At 42.7% G+C, this 15069-nt stretch carries 13 protein-coding genes; all 13 read right to left on the reverse strand.

Annotated elements, in window-relative coordinates; genetic code table 11:
• Positions 1-91: 91 nt before the first annotated feature.
• Positions 92-1180 carry a class II aldolase/adducin family protein gene (locus tag OCV70_RS01900; protein WP_117851307.1) on the reverse strand — a complete coding sequence of 363 codons (1089 nt, stop codon included), beginning with the start codon at positions 1178-1180 and terminating at the stop codon, positions 92-94.
• A 100-nt stretch (positions 1181-1280) separates the two neighbouring features.
• The gene (cls, locus tag OCV70_RS01905; protein ID WP_117851068.1) at positions 1281-2840 is read right to left on the reverse strand and encodes a cardiolipin synthase; all 1560 of its coding nucleotides are present in this window, start codon (positions 2838-2840) and stop codon (positions 1281-1283) included.
• Between the two features lie 117 nt (positions 2841-2957).
• Positions 2958-4022, reverse strand: a complete 1065-nt coding sequence (locus OCV70_RS01910) for an FUSC family protein (protein ID WP_117851070.1) — start codon at positions 4020-4022, stop codon at positions 2958-2960.
• A 105-nt stretch (positions 4023-4127) separates the two neighbouring features.
• Positions 4128-4643 (reverse strand): flavodoxin family protein BilS, encoded by a 516-nt coding sequence (gene bilS / locus OCV70_RS01915; RefSeq protein WP_117851072.1) that lies wholly within the window; start codon positions 4641-4643, stop codon positions 4128-4130.
• Positions 4644-4745: 102 nt separating this feature from the next.
• Positions 4746-5135, reverse strand: coding sequence for a hypothetical protein (locus tag OCV70_RS01920; RefSeq protein ID WP_117851074.1), 390 nt, complete (start codon positions 5133-5135; stop codon positions 4746-4748).
• 154 nt (positions 5136-5289) lie between these two features.
• Positions 5290-6774, reverse strand: coding sequence for an ATP-binding cassette domain-containing protein (locus OCV70_RS01925; protein ID WP_117851076.1), 1485 nt, complete (start codon positions 6772-6774; stop codon positions 5290-5292).
• A complete protein-coding gene (locus tag OCV70_RS01930) occupies positions 6771-7820 on the reverse strand; it encodes a sensor histidine kinase (RefSeq protein WP_117851309.1) in 1050 nt (349 codons plus the stop codon). The genes OCV70_RS01925 and OCV70_RS01930 overlap by 4 nt, the downstream gene beginning before the upstream one ends.
• A 7-nt stretch (positions 7821-7827) precedes the next feature.
• Positions 7828-9525, reverse strand: coding sequence for a response regulator (locus OCV70_RS01935; protein WP_173765720.1), 1698 nt, complete (start codon positions 9523-9525; stop codon positions 7828-7830).
• Positions 9526-9685: 160 nt separating this feature from the next.
• Positions 9686-10618, reverse strand: coding sequence for an ABC transporter substrate-binding protein (locus OCV70_RS01940; protein ID WP_117851081.1), 933 nt, complete (start codon positions 10616-10618; stop codon positions 9686-9688).
• A gap of 73 nt (positions 10619-10691) precedes the next feature.
• The gene (locus OCV70_RS01945; protein ID WP_117851084.1) at positions 10692-11708 is read right to left on the reverse strand and encodes an ABC transporter permease; all 1017 of its coding nucleotides are present in this window, start codon (positions 11706-11708) and stop codon (positions 10692-10694) included.
• A complete protein-coding gene (locus OCV70_RS01950) occupies positions 11701-13233 on the reverse strand; it encodes a sugar ABC transporter ATP-binding protein (protein WP_117851086.1) in 1533 nt (510 codons plus the stop codon). The genes OCV70_RS01945 and OCV70_RS01950 overlap by 8 nt, the downstream gene beginning before the upstream one ends.
• Positions 13234-13443: 210 nt before the next feature.
• The gene (locus OCV70_RS01955; protein WP_021926711.1) at positions 13444-13836 is read right to left on the reverse strand and encodes a VOC family protein; all 393 of its coding nucleotides are present in this window, start codon (positions 13834-13836) and stop codon (positions 13444-13446) included.
• A complete protein-coding gene (locus tag OCV70_RS01960) occupies positions 13833-15059 on the reverse strand; it encodes a PfkB family carbohydrate kinase (protein ID WP_173765718.1) in 1227 nt (408 codons plus the stop codon). Before OCV70_RS01960 ends, OCV70_RS01955 begins: the two co-directional genes overlap by 4 nt.
• Positions 15060-15069: the final 10 nt, after the last annotated feature.

Here is a 15069-nt window from a genome sequence, read left to right on the forward strand (position 1 = left end):
TTATGATAAAAATTTGGGGAGGGTGTGACTTGGTATGAGTCACACCCTCCCTCTCTTAGAACTGTCTATTTCCCGACAGCCCCTTATTATATTATTTCTTACTGCGGTATGCTTCTGCTTCCCAATGTGTAATAAAGTATGTAATATCATCTGTCATGTGAAGCGGTCCGCCAAAGCTTTCTGCATATACTGCAAGCTTGATGGCATCTTTTACAAGAAGCTGTGCTTTTGCAGCTTTTCCCTTATCATCTTCCATAATAAAGGCGCCAACTCCCTGTACCAGAATCAGTCTTGGTTCTTTGTCATTCTCTGCCATAAATGCGTCCAGCGCTGCTTTTGACTGATCAATATTTTCTACAAATAACGGATATGGTCCACAATATACAATGTGATCCGGTGTAAACGGCTTCAGAAGCGGTGCAGCCGCTGCTTTATCTTTTACAAAATGATCAGCTTCTGCTGCAGGTACCACTTCTACTGCATGTCCCAGTAACTGAGAAAGCTTCTCTGCTGCCTGCTCTTTTTCAGGTGTAACCACATCACTGACATCAGCAGTTCTCTTTACCTGTTTCTCTAATTTACTGATCACATCATCAAATAACACTCCGATTTCCTCTACAGTATTTGCCGCAACGAAAATTCCGTGATTCTGAAGCAGAAGAACCTGAACATCTTTTCCGTATTCTTCTTTATAAGCATTCATTTTCTCATAACAGATACGCGCAAGTGTATATCCGGGTTTGCAGATATCGATCCAGAGTACATCTTTTCCAAGAAGCTGTTCGCTGAGTTCCTTTGCCCCTTTTCCGCAGGTCAGTCCATTGACAAGTGTAGGATGAACATGCAGTACATATGTATAGGCAAATAAATTATGAAGCAGTGCTTCCACACTTGGACGTTTGGTTTTGTCAGCATCTGTTACTGCAGCCATAACATCTGCAAGATACAGTGATTCACGTTTGACATCATCTTCAGGATAATCTGTCTTCATGATCTCATTCAAACGTGCTCTGCTCATTTCCACAAATTCCTCTGACTTGATTGTAGCAAGCTGTGTACCAGAGCCTTTTACATACAATGTGGTGTCGTCTTTTACTGAAGTATTACCACCGCCTGCAAGAACATAAGCAGGGTTGCTTCCATAAGTATTTGACATTTTTACTAGGGTTGAAAGATCCATAGTTAAAATTTCTCCCGTATTTATAATAGTTTTGTTGTTCCCCATTCCATTGTACACGATATCCTGCTTTTTTCCAAGTGTTATGGAGTAAACAGTAACGTTATAATAATCCCGCAAATAATCTCATAAACAGTTGTCCCAATCGCAGATATGCGCTGCGTCCGGTACTGTACTGTTCTGTGACTTCACGGCATTCATCCATTATTGCTGCAAGATCATTTCGGATATCCAGAACTGCCTGACAGTCTGCCATAAAGCAGCCGTTTTCAAAATGATGATACAGACTTCTGTAATCCAGATTTATGGTTCCGCAGGTTGCCATACAGTCATCTGCCACACTCATCTTTGCATGACAGAAACCAGGTGTCCATTCATAGATACGCACTCCATGTTTTACCAGTCCATGGTAAAAGGAACGTGTGATATTGTAGATTATCTTTTTATCCGGAATACCAGGTGTGATGATCCTCACATCTACCCCACGCTTGGCAGCCAGACACAGCGCATGGCTCATTTCATCTGTGATGATCAGGTACGGTGTCATAAACCAGCAGTATTTTTCCGCTTTATTCACCATACTGATATACACCTCTTCGCCTACCTGTTCATGGTCCATAGGACTGTCCGCATAAGGCTGGATAAAGCCTGTCTGCTTTGCCTGATAATCTGTCTGAACCAGAAATCCGGTAAAATCACTGTCATTTTTATCCTTATCACTGACAGCATTCCACATCTCCAGGAATGTTACTGTTAGGGAACGGACTGCCTCCCCCTCCAGACGGATACCTGTATCCTTCCACTGTCCATAAGGATGTGTGAAATTAAAATATTCGTTGGCAAGGTTGTAACCGCCGGTAAATCCCACTTTTCCATCGATCACTGTGATCTTGCGGTGATCCCGGTTATTCAGGAACACATTCAGACCCGGAGTAAAAGGGTTGAACACTCTGCAATGGATTCCCACATTTTCCATTTTCTTAATGAAGTCTGTATTGATAAACCCAATGGAACCCATGTCGTCATAAAATACTCTGACTTCTACGCCTGCCTTTACGCGGTCTTCCAGAACTCTCTGGATTTTATGCCAGGCCTGTGCATCCTCAATGGCATGATATTCCATAAAAATGAATTTCTCTGCCTTTGCCAGATCTGCCAGCTGAGCCTCCAGCCCTTTGACTGCCTCATCATAATAAATAACATCTGTATTCTGATAGACCGGATAGGAGGCATTTTTCTGTATATAATCAGAAATATTGCCTGCCTTCGGGATTTTCCTGCCAAGCTTTTCCCTGCACTCACTGTCATTGGGAAGCAACGGCAGAAGTTCCCTGTCGATCTGGTCATAACGCTCCCGCATTTTACGGGTACCGCCATTGAGACCAATCAGTAAGTACAATCCCATTCCCAAGATAGGGAATACAAGGATCAAAATAACCCAGGGCATTTTCATAGATGAAGTCTGGTCTGACGCATACAGCTTAAGAACCAGTACACCTGCAAGAAGCCTTGTCATCAGATTGATAATCTCCGCATATTGATTCAGCTTTGTGATCATAGCAATGATAAAAGCTGCTTCCAGTAAAATACATACTGCGGAAAAGCATAATCGTTTTACACCATTTTTCGTTTTCGCCCTGCCTTCCAGGGTATCCTGTTTCATATTCTTTCTCTCTCCCTCTGTCATTGTACGTTAATATTCACTCTATTCCCAGAACACATATCAGACGGATAAAATCATCCGCTCTTTTACTTGCTTATAACCGCTCCGCAGTTTCAGTCAGGAAAGATTTTCTGCACATTTATTTGTGCCTATATACTCTGCTACTTTATCTGTTACTTTATTGCAGATTACCGTATAGGCTGCTCCCAGTACATTGGCACCTATACGAAGTGCTACTGCTGCCGGCATTCCGAAGATCCCTGCTGCAATAGATAAAGCTCCAAAAGTATTAAATGCAGTCTGCCACGGATATCCTGCTGAATATCCAACTCCGATTCCTCCGATCATTCCAATGTACGGATACATGGATTTAGGAAGTACCAGATACAGCACAATAAACAGCAGACAGCCCACAACATTAAACATTCCTCTGCTCACAGACCTTGGGATACAGTCCTCTGTAAAAGGCAGACATACAGACATACAGGCGATTCCTGCCCACATTGCTCTGGGAAGTCCCAGAAGATTCATAAACAGCATTGCGCTGGATACGATCAGTGTCAGTTTCACATACCATCTGCTTCTTGCTGACTTAAGATCAAATTCCCGGAACAGATCCAGGAAGGTTCTTCGATAAGCTCTGTTTCTCTGATTCTTATAGAAGACGATCATACAGATCACCATTCCCACCAACAGACCGATCACACGGAAGGTATATTCCTTTCCTGTCACATCATAGCCCAGAAGCAGCAGATAGCCCAGAACAAAGGTGGAATGATTGTACATGATCACATTGTGACAGCCCAGTATCATCAGCAATAAGATACACACTACATTCACTGCAAATGCAGCTAACGGAGGTGCCATATTTGCCAGACGGGGGCCTGCCATAAGTATACCGAAGATCCCTGCAATGGAAAGCAGTCCATGTGTTGTCCTGATCCCGAAATCTGCCTGCCGCAGCACAAGCACTGCCAGCAGAACAGTAACACCCACTACACTGTTGTTGTTCCCTGTAAGCTTGCTGTATATGCTTACCACTGCCACACAGAATGCCATGACCAGATACACTTTAAAGTTATAGATCAGAATGTGCCGTCTTTTCTCTTTGGGGTCTGTGGTGTTTCTGATCAGCTGTTTGGAGCCGGTCGAACTCAATTGTAATTCCTGATAAAATGTCATGTCTCGTTACCTCTCTTTCGCGAAAATCTATAAAATAGTAACGAGCACTATACCGCAGTTCCCTCTGTTAGTCAAGACTTAATTATTTCTCCAGTTCTCTCCCAATTATTCTGTTAAGTTTCTTCTGATTATTGTGCCAAGTCTCTCCAGATCCTCATTGTCAGGATGAGATAACGCCCTGTCAAAGTTCTGGATCAGTTCATCCAGGTTCGGCGCATGATCCGGTTTCTCCTTCATCTTTACATATCTGTCCCTGACTGACTGGGGCATTTTCCCCTGACACATAAATTCTCCCATTACTGTATTACTCTCATCCACAGATTCCTTAACTTTCCCGAGAACCTGCTGGAAATAGGCTTCACTGCCTCCGAAGCCTGCTGTTCCAAACAGAAAAATTTTCTTATTTTTCAGGCTTTTTAACAGTTCAAGTGTTGCAGGATCTGCATTCCCTATATCTGTCCAGAATCCAATGTATAATATATCGGATGAGAGAGCCTTCGCGCCTTCTGTTCCAAAATAATCACAGTTTTCCTCAGGCAGTATCTCCCTGATCTTCTCTGCAAGCTTCTTTGTGTTCCCTGTTTTACTGCTGTACAGAATTGAATATCTTTGTGTTTCCATGCTGTTTTACTCCTTTTGTTTATGCACTCTCGGAGTCTTCCTTGTATTTGCTTTTGTGAGAAGATTCCGAGAGTACATTTTTATCTGCATTATTTATATCAGTTATACCTCTTCATCAGACACTCCATCCCGGAACATTTTCAGCAGTTCTTCCAGGCTTTCTCTCAGCTTCTCATTCTTATTATACTGAACCAGTACCACCGTAGCAATGACAGACAGGATCATGCATCTGCGGATCAGTTTTCGGATGCGGATACATCTCTTCACATCTTTTCTTCCCTTTTCATAGAGCTTCTCTGCCATCCTGTCAGCTCTGGCATCTTTGCAAGCAATATAATCATCAATCACCTGCTTATCCTCCTCACAGATATCCAGATTCTCATACTGACTCCTCAGCTCCTCGAGTTCTGCATTATTCTGTCTGATCACGGTATCTTTGCGGTTAATTCTCTCTGCTGCACTCCGGCTCATTCTCTCTGTTCGTTTACTCATGATAAAAACCCCTTTCGTTTATTTTTTATTATCTCCTATTTTATACTTTTCTCAGGCTTTTCTCAATAAAATAATCAAGCAGATATTCGCAATGGCCTTCTTCTTTAAACTCTCTGAAATACAATCCTAAGCCTTAGTATTATATTTACACATTTTATTTTCTCTCCGACGGATACATATGCAGCCAGGGCACCGGCGATGTAATTTTATGGAAATTTTCTCTTGCAATTTCCCTCTTTTCCCCATTCTCCCCAAGAATCAGCAGGCGATCTGCCATTGCCAGGGAATCCGACAAATTCAAAGATAAGATCACAACTGAAATCCCCTTATCCAGAAACTTTTCCAACATACTCCAGATAAACATCCGGTGGGCAAGATCAGCGCCGCGGAAAGGCTGAATACAAAGCAGAATCTCTGGTTTCTGCAAAAGTACTCTTGTATACACCAGCTGATACTTCTGCTTTTCACTCAGCTCCTCCACCGGCATTTCAAAAACATCTCTCCCTAATATGGGACTGTACTCATTTCGAATACTTTTCCTAAGACATTTGTTATGCCAGATTGAAGGAACTTTCTCTGCCAGACAAATACAGAGATTATTCATATAATCCAGTTCTGGAAAAATCATAGTTTTTGTAGTACGTTCCTGGATTACTGCAATCCTGCCATTTCTCGGAATCTCTGTCTTCTTCCCATTCAACAGGATTTCTCCACTTTCCGGTAAAATATCTCCGGTTAAAATTCTCCTCAGTTCTTCCATTCCACCGGCATCCATAATCTGTACTGCCAGACATTCTCCCTTATGCACATCAAAGGAAAACTTGCAAGCTGCATTCTCTCCGTAGCCCTTCCACTGAAAAACAACTGGTGCAGCCTGCTGCCCTTCCCTTTTTTCTGTATGATAACGGACCATGTCATTATATTCCGTCATGTAAGTTACAGGCGGATCATTGAACAGTTCCTCTCTTTCCAGAATCTTCTGGATTCTTCCATTTGTAAACAGCGCACATCTGTCACAGATACTGGAAATCTCCTCCAAATGAGAACAGATATAAAGAAAAGAAAAACCTTTTTTCACATAATGACGGATAATTGCATGAAGCTTTTTCAACTCGTCATCACTGACAAGGGCTCCAACCTCATCCAGCACGATCAGATGATATCCCATAATCACTGCCCGGAGCAATTCTACAATGATCCGTTCAAAAGCAGAAAGCTTCTCCACATCTTTATCAAGAGGAATGTCCATTCCGATATCTTCGAAAAAGGGCTTCATCTGCCGGTTCAGGATCTTTGTGCGAATCATCCACTGACGAAAGCCCGGACGCAGCACAAAAATATTATCTGCAATATTCAGATTTTCTGCCAGAGAACTTTTCTCCTGGATAATGCTGATCCTGTTTGCTGCCTTATAATTTTCTTTCCAGGTATTTACCTTTTCGCCTCCATAATATATATAACCGTCATAGAGGGGAAGATTCCGTTCCAGAAGCTTCAGAAGAGCTGTTTTCCCATGACTGTTAACAGGCAGAAATCCCATAACCTCCCCCTGAAAGATCTGAAGGTTGAAGTCCTTCAGCTTTACAACCTCATCCTCTTTATACGTCACACGCTCCATTCTGAGAACTTCATTTCTCATGCCAGCACACTCCTGTTTTTTACCTGTCTGTCGTCAGTAAGTATAGGGATGGTGATCTCCACATCTGTCCCTTCTCCCGGTACAGAATAAACGTGCATACCATATTCATCCCCAAAAATCAGATGGATTCTGTTATTCACATTCACCAGAGCGATTCCGCCCTGTTTTTCTTCGTTGTCGTGAAAAGCTTTGGTTGACTTGCCCAGCTTCTGGTTCAGCTTTGCCAAAGTCATCTCATCCATTCCCACACCATCGTCGGAAATACGAATGAGCAGGCGATCCTTTGTACACTGAAAACGGATGTAGAGATTTCCGCCACCAACCTTCAGTTCCACGCCATGGATAATGCTGTTTTCCAGAATAGGCTGCAACGTCAGTTTGGGGATTCTACAGTTCATGATCTTTTCATACTCTGCAATATCATAATCAATATGAAGCTGCAGCCGATCCCCGAAACGATATTTCTGAATTCCAAAATAAGTCTCACAGTTGTCCAGCTCTTCCTCCACAGAAACCAGATTCTCCACCTTGGTAATGGTGTAACGGAAAAATCTTGCCAGAGCTTCTGTCATATCTGCAACGCTGTCCAGGCCTGCAATAATAGCTTCTCCACGGATGCTTTCCAGTGTATTGTAGAGAAAGTGGGGATTGATCTGATTCTGCAAAGCCAGGTACTGAGCCTGTCTTTTGTTCAGATCCATATATTGGGGAGAACGCACAATACGGTCTACCATTTTCATCTGCTTCTGGATGCTTGGAGTCAGGTTCAAGAGCTCCATATCTTCTTTTTCGGAAAAAATATAACCATCCAGAAAACGATTCGTCATTTTTTCACAACGCATGTAAGGACGGTGAATCCACAGCCAGAATACAATTGGAAACAAAATTGCAAATATTGTTATAATTATGGCCATCCACCAGGGTGTTTCTCCTTTATATGCCAATAGCAGCTGAATTACCGCCAGAATAATAAAAACTCCGAAGATCACCGTTCCAAGAACAAGAGCACGGTTGGATATGTATTTTAATTTTTCTTTGAATTTCATTTTTGATTTATCCATACAATTTTCTATATGTAGAGGGTTTCACCCCTGCCGCTTTCTCAAAGGTATGTGTGAAATGTTTCGGATCGTTATATCCTACCTTCCGGCAGATCTCTGTTACTGGAAGATTGGATTCCCGAAGGAGCAGCTTGGCCTGTTCCATTCTCACGTTGATCAGATATTTGGCAAAACCTTCTCCTTCTGTCTTCTTGAATAAGGCACTGAAATAAGCAGTGCTAAGTCCCACCATCTCGCTGACTTCCTCTAAGGTCAGCGGATCACTGAAATGGTTCTGAATATATTCCTTTGCCTTGCGAACCGGGCGGATAGTATCATTTTCATAGCGTTCAGCCTGCTCCTGGATATATTTTTGCTGAAAATCCCCAAGACAGGAAAAAATTTCCTCTATTTTTCCACATTTGTCACACTGTTTACGGAATTCCTCCACAGTGGCAGTGCGCTCTGGAATCCGAATACTTGCTGCAAAAATATCAGCTGCTGCATATACCAGTTCGAAAATCTCGCTGCCCCGGATTTCTTTCGCCTTATTTACCGTATCCTGCAAATCCTCTACTGCTTCTGCTGCATTCTGAATGCTGGAAATTTCTACGGCATGGGTAATCTCACGAAGATACTTTTTCAGCAGCTCACTCTCCTGGATTTCTGAAGCTTTTCCCATACAGTCGAGAACCCGTCCATCCCCTTTTACCAGTCTTTCCTGGATCAGTTTTCGGGCTTCCTGCATAGAGTCTGCCAAACGCTCTGCCTCTTTGTATGCTGCTCCAACTGCCATGGAAAAGCTTACATGCTGAAACATGTTTTTCTGGATTTCCATCTGGGTAAGACTGCTCTTCATGCTTCGGCGGATGGATTCTTTCTCACTTTCCGGATAGTTAAGAATACCATAGCAATAGTCATCACGAATCAGAAGAATTAATTCGCGACTGTCATTTTTCAGATTTCGTTCCAGGGCCTCGCGAACTTTTTCCATAAGTACCTCACTGGAAGTGGAGCTGATTTCTCTCTCGCCAGCCATACCTGTTGTTCCATCCATTCTGCCGCCAGAAATGATCTTTCTTCCATAATCCACTTTTACGCAAAACGCCTGGTATACTCCCTGTCTTGCTTTCAGATGATAAATGCTCGTCAGTGTGTCCTGTGAAACCGGCATATCCGGCTGATCCAGCAGCCGGTCGATCAGATTCGCCCGTAAATGGTCATCATCTCTTTTCGCCTTATTTACAAGCTCCTGGTGATTCAGTTCCGACTCCTTGCGCTCCCCGATCTTTTTCTGCAATTTCTGCAGGGTAGCAGTCAGTTCCCCCTTGTTTACCGGCTTCAGAAGATAATGTCCCACGCCGTAACTGATAGCCTGCTGTGCATACTCGAAATGGGCGTAACCGCTGATTATGATCACTTCCAGAGCAGAATCCAGCTCCTTCACCCTTTTTACCAGCTCCAGACCACTGCAGCCTGGCATGCGGATATCTGTGATCAGAATGTCCGGCTGTGTCTGCTGTACCATTTCGCAGGCATCCTCTCCGTTGTGGGCAATTCCTACCACCTTCATTCCCAAAGAATCCCAGTCAATCAGTGCCTGGATCAGCTGGCAGATCCGCACCTCATCATCTGCAATTACTACCTTTAAAATCTCCATGTTCTCCGTCCCCATTACATAATTACTGTGAAAGAATTTTCCTATTTCCATAGAAACTCTTTCCATTTTTCTTATTTATAATGATAATCCATTTCAGCAATTTAAGCAAGAAAACCGCCGGAAAAACCGACGGTTTCTTGCTCCTTATATTACTGTTCCAGTCATCACCACATACATGGTATTCCATGAACAATATTCTTTTTATTTCAGATTATTTATCAGAATCCTTTGTGATCACAGATACACCTGTATCTGTAACTTCTCCACCAAGCTCCTCGCCGTTGATTGCTTTTACAGCTGCTTTTACGCCTTCAGATCCCATAACATCCGGGTTCTGAGCCATTGTGCAAAGAAGATATCCGTCGTCGATCAGATTCAGAATTGCATCAGATTTATCAAAACCAACACCGATGATGTCAGCGTTTCCAGCTGCTTTGATGGCATTTCCGGCACCAGTTGTGGAGCCTTCGTTACATCCAAAGATACCAACAACGCCCTGTGTAATGTAGTTCTCTGCGATACTCTGGGATTTTGCAGCATCACCTTCGCCGTACTGTGTTTCCATGATCTCGAAGTCTGTGCCGTCAAATGCTGCGCGGAAGCCTTCCTCACGGTTTACGCAGGAATCAGTAGCTGCGTTTACATTAATAATACCGATTTTTCCGGATGTAATACCAGCATCCTCAAGAGCCTTCTTCATTTCTTCTCCTGCTGTTGTTCCAGCTGCTTTGTTGTCTGTGGAGAAAGTAGCTTCTGCCTCTACATTTGCAGGGGAGTCAACATATACAATCTTAATTCCCTGGTCTTTTGCTTCCTGAAGTGCGGAAGAAATAGCGTCTGGTCCGTTTGCAGCAACCATGATCGCGTCATAGCCGCCTGCTACTGCGTTATTTACACACTCAATCTGCTGAGCATCATCCTTTGTATTTGGGGACATGAAGTCAACTGTTACCCCAAGCTCTTTAGCTTCTTCCTGAGCGCCTTCATTCAGGGTGATCCAGTGCTGGTCGATAGAGTCCATTGTAATCAGCGCAATTTTCTCATCACCTGTAGCCTTAACATCATCTGATGCATAAACAGTAGCTGCTCCAAGGGAAGCGATCATAGATACTGCACATACCATAGCTAAAAGTTTTCTTTTCATTGTAAAAATCCTCCTAAAAATTATTTTTTATAACTACCCGCCTTCTCCATTTGCGGTTTAGTTTCATAACAGGTTATTTTTTTCTGTGTTTTCCAAACTGGCCGTTTCTTACAACTACATCCAGCAATACGGCTGCAACTACGATCACGCCGATTACAACTCGCTGGATACCAACCTGTGCACCGATCATGTTCAGACCATTTTCCAATGTCTGCCAAACGGCTGCACCTGCGAAGGTTCCAAGAAGGATTCCTGTTCCTCCAAGTGGGGAAACGCCACCGATTACGCCGGCAGCTACGCCGTACATCTCGTACATGTTTCCAGCTTCCATATTTCCCATACCAGCCTGTGCGCAAAGGATAAGGCCAACCACACAGGAGCATACGGAGCTTACCAGATAAGTCTTTACTGTGGTGGAAACTACGTTTACACCAGAAAGCTTTGCTGCGTCCACGTTAGAACCGATTGCGTAAATATGACGGCCTGTACGTGTCTTGGATAAGATAAAGAAAAATATAACAAAAATAACAAGTGCGATCCAGAATGTGTTATAAATGCCAAGTGTTTTACCGTAATAAAAACATTTTTGGAATGCATCAGCCGTTTCTTTTCCAACACCTGTTGCAATGGCATCTGTATTTCTGTTTCCGTTTACCATGTAGGCAATTCCTCGTGCTACGAACATGGTTCCCAGTGTTGCAATAAATGGAGGAAGTTTAAATTTTCCAACCAGATATCCGTTTACCACACCAACTACCAGACAGGCAATCAGTGCAATCACGATTGCAAGGAATGGTGCCATTCCTGTTGTCATTAAAGTAGCTGCGATCATAGCGCTCATTCCAACCATGGATCCAATTGACAGGTCAATGTTTCCAGTGATCAGTACGTAACTTTGCGCAATACCGATCAGCAGGTACTTGGACATGGAACGCAGCAGGTTCAACACATTCTGTCCAGAAAACACCGCCGGGTTAATGATGCCAAATGCGATATAAATAATGACCAGCCCCACGAACGCGGTAAGTGCTGCCCCCATTCCCCTGATCCCCAATAACTTCTTTAAGGGGCGTTGCTGTTTACTATTCATTTTTACTTCCTCCCTCAGTTTCCTTAATACCCTTGTTTTCAAAGGATGTTGCCATTGTCAGGATCTCGTCTTGGGTGGCTTCCCTTGCTGAAACCTCACCGGTGATACGTCCGTCACACATTACGATGATACGGTCTGCAATCCCCATGACCTCCGGCATTTCAGAGGATACAAACATAACTGCAATTCCCTGTTTTTTCAGCTCATTCATCAGATTGTAAATTTCTACCTTTGCACCAACATCAATTCCTCTTGTTGGTTCATCGAAGATAACAACTCGTGAATCTCTTGCAAGCCATTTTCCAACAACTACTTTCTGCTGGTTTCCACCGGAAAGATTGCCGGAATCAATTTCCACGTTCGGTGTTTTGATCCGGAGATCTTTCACTGCTTTTTCGCAAAGAGCATCTTCTTTTCCTGAGTTTATCACACCCATCTTGTTACATACAAGGTCAAGATTTGGCAGTGCCAGATTCTGGCGAATGCTTAATTTCGTACAGAGACCGTCTTTTTTACGATCCTCAGGGGCAAGTACAACACCATTTCGGATAGCATCCATTGGACAATTGACTTCGATTTTTTTACCATCCACATAAAGCTCTCCGCCGTCTTTCGGGTCAACACCGAAGATAGCTCTTGTAGTCTCTGTTCTTCCGGCTCCCATCAGTCCCGCAAATCCTACAATCTCACCTTCATATAAAGAAAAATTAATATCGCGGACCATTTTTCCGGCATTGAGATTTTTCACCTCAAAAATCTTCTTACCTTTCTCACATTCCACTCTCGGGAATTTCTCTTTGATCTCACGGCCTACCATATTTTTGATAATATAGTCCATGTCCATGTCTTTGAAATTACCGTCTGTTATGTATTGTCCATCTCGCATGATGGTAACTCTGTCCACGATATGGGCCAATTCTTCCAGTCTGTGTGAAATGTAAACGATTCCTCTTCCTTCATCCCTCAGCTTACGGATGATACGGAAAAGATCATCGATTTCTTTTGCTGTCAGAGAGGATGTAGGCTCGTCCATGATCAGAATCCTTGCATTGATGGAAAGTGCTTTTGCAATTTCAACCATCTGCTGTTTGGATACTGGCAGATCTCCTACGATCTGATCCGGACTGATGTCAATTCGAAGATCGTCCAGAACCCTCTTGGCTTCTTTCCGCATCTTCGCATTATTTAAGGATAAACCACCTTTTACTTCTCTTCCAAGGAACATGTTCTCCGTTACCGTTAAGTGCTTGCACATGTTCAATTCCTGATGAATAATGGCTACTCCTGCTTCCTGGGCCTGCTTTGGTGTCAGATCGTCATAGGATTTTCCGAAGATTTCCATCGTTCCTTCGTCTCTGGTATATACACCGCTGAGGATTTTCATCAAGGTTGATTTTCCGGCTCCGTTTTCCCCAAGCAGCGCCATAACTTCTCCAGAACGCAGCTCAAATTTCACATGATCCAGGGCCTTTACGCCCGGGAAACTTTTGCTGATATTGTTCATGGAGACAATGACCTCATTCATTCCATTCCCTCCTCATTTATTTGTTTTTGCTTTCCTTTGTTGATATTATCTTAACTCATATGGCAGGTTTAGGATAGAGGGGGAGAGTTTGGGTTTATGGGGGGATTTTTATTGTATTAAGGCTATGTATAAAAAAACAGGATCCTACTTCATGCAGAATCCTGTCAGCTTTAACAGATGCTTTATCTCGCTGAATTTAACCGCCTGACTTTATAAGTACTGGCTGAACTCAACCTTCTCTTTATTCGGTCCCTCAATTGTAAAGAACTTTACCCCGTTTTCCCAGAAAGGAAGAAAATGAACAATATCATTGGTCGTATTTAATCCTGCCTGATTAATCATTTCATATACTTTTTCAATATCTTTTACATCAATCGCCATATGATCGATTGCACCGGATTCCATCTTAGCCGCTTTATTTTCATATGTCTCAACAACAAGTGTATTTAATTTCAAAAAAGCAACCTTTTCATCCGCTTCCTCATTTACTGTACGAAAAGCAATTTCGAATCCAAGAACCTCATAAAAATCAATCGTTGCTTCAATATCATTTGTCGGAATTCCAATATGTTGAATTCCATTAAGCTGTTCTTTTAAATTCATTTTTTACCCTCCAGTCTTTCTTCCACTTGCGTTAACTTCGGCATAGCCGGAATTGCACCTTTTTTCTCCACACAGATACTTGCTGCTGCATTTCCAAACCGTGCATATTCTGCCAGTTCTTCCAGAGTCAGTTCATCTATTCTTTTATCAGATTGGCTGAGTTTGTACAGGAAACTGCCCCAGAAGGAATCACCTGCTCCATTTGTATCTGCCACATACTCTGCTGCAAATCCCTCAACTATACGTCCACCATCCTTATTATAAATATAAGTTCCATTTCTTCCAAGTGTTATTGCTACAATTTTTACTCCCTGACGATATAATTCTTCTGCTGCTTCAATAACATTCTCGTATCCTGACAAAAGCTCTGTTTCTTCGTCTGAAATTTTCATAATGTCAACATATGGAAGCAGGCTTCTCATATGCTCTTTTGCAATCTCTTCATTTTCCCATAATGATGACCTGTAATTGGGATCATATGAAATAATACTTCCCTTGTTCTTTGCTCTTTTTACTGCATAAAAAGTAGTATCTCTTGCAGGCTGATCTGTAAGTGACAAAGACCCAATGTGAAAAATGTTAGTCTGGTCAAGGACATCAACATCAAGTTCTTCTTTCTGGATCTGTGTATCTGCTCCCGGCTTTCTTGCAAACGAAAAAGTTCTCTCACCTGATTCATTTACTTCCACAAACGCAAGTGTTGTAAAATATTTTTTGTCCAGCAGCATTCCTCTGGTATCCACATTTTCCTTCTGAAGTACAGACCTGAGAAATTCCCCATGCATATCCTCTCCTGCTTTTCCAATAAATGCAGTATGGGCTCCTAGTCTGCTGGAAGCAACAGCCACATTTGCCGGTGCACCTCCTGGATTTCTCGCATATAGCATCTGCCCATCCTCATTTAATCTCTGAGAGGTGAAATCAATCAATATTTCTCCAAATACAGTGATATCATAAATGGATCGACAGGCTGCATCATTTGTGTCCATCAAAATATCTGCCTCCAACAGCTTATGAAGGATCTGTTCACACTCTTTATCATTATCCGTATGGACATGCAGCTCCCCTTTCTCAAAATCAGGCATACTCAATACGCCAAGCATAGATTTTGCATTTACTGCATAACGACCACAGCACAATTCTACATCACAGGGGATTGGTTCTACTATACTTACAAGTTTTCTCGCATTCTGCATGGTTTTTAAAACTACTTTTACGATCATCCGCTATACT

It is taken from the genome of Blautia acetigignens (assembly GCF_025566865.1).
In the GTDB taxonomy this organism is placed as follows: Bacteria; Bacillota; Clostridia; order Lachnospirales; family Lachnospiraceae; genus Blautia_A; species Blautia_A acetigignens.

Excerpts from the sequence above, each read along its gene's own strand:
- OCV70_RS01955 (WP_021926711.1), bottom strand. The coding sequence starts at position 13,836 with ATGAATTTAAAAGAACAGCTTAATGGAATTCAACATATTGGAATTCCG.
- OCV70_RS01925 (WP_117851076.1), bottom strand. The coding sequence starts at position 6,774 with ATGAGAAATGAAGTTCTCAGAATGGAGCGTGTGACGTATAAAGAGGAT.
- bilS (WP_117851072.1), bottom strand. The coding sequence starts at position 4,643 with ATGGAAACACAAAGATATTCAATTCTGTACAGCAGTAAAACAGGGAAC.
- OCV70_RS01950 (WP_117851086.1), bottom strand. The coding sequence starts at position 13,233 with ATGAATGAGGTCATTGTCTCCATGAACAATATCAGCAAAAGTTTCCCG.
- OCV70_RS01910 (WP_117851070.1), bottom strand. The coding sequence starts at position 4,022 with ATGACATTTTATCAGGAATTACAATTGAGTTCGACCGGCTCCAAACAG.
- cls (WP_117851068.1), bottom strand. The coding sequence starts at position 2,840 with ATGAAACAGGATACCCTGGAAGGCAGGGCGAAAACGAAAAATGGTGTA.
- OCV70_RS01945 (WP_117851084.1), bottom strand. The coding sequence starts at position 11,708 with ATGAATAGTAAACAGCAACGCCCCTTAAAGAAGTTATTGGGGATCAGG.
- OCV70_RS01900 (WP_117851307.1), bottom strand. The coding sequence starts at position 1,180 with ATGGATCTTTCAACCCTAGTAAAAATGTCAAATACTTATGGAAGCAAC.
- OCV70_RS01930 (WP_117851309.1), bottom strand. The coding sequence starts at position 7,820 with ATGAAATTCAAAGAAAAATTAAAATACATATCCAACCGTGCTCTTGTT.
- OCV70_RS01940 (WP_117851081.1), bottom strand. The coding sequence starts at position 10,618 with ATGAAAAGAAAACTTTTAGCTATGGTATGTGCAGTATCTATGATCGCT.
- OCV70_RS01935 (WP_173765720.1), bottom strand. The coding sequence starts at position 9,525 with ATGGAAATAGGAAAATTCTTTCACAGTAATTATGTAATGGGGACGGAG.
- OCV70_RS01920 (WP_117851074.1), bottom strand. The coding sequence starts at position 5,135 with ATGAGTAAACGAACAGAGAGAATGAGCCGGAGTGCAGCAGAGAGAATT.
- OCV70_RS01960 (WP_173765718.1), bottom strand. The coding sequence starts at position 15,059 with ATGATCGTAAAAGTAGTTTTAAAAACCATGCAGAATGCGAGAAAACTT.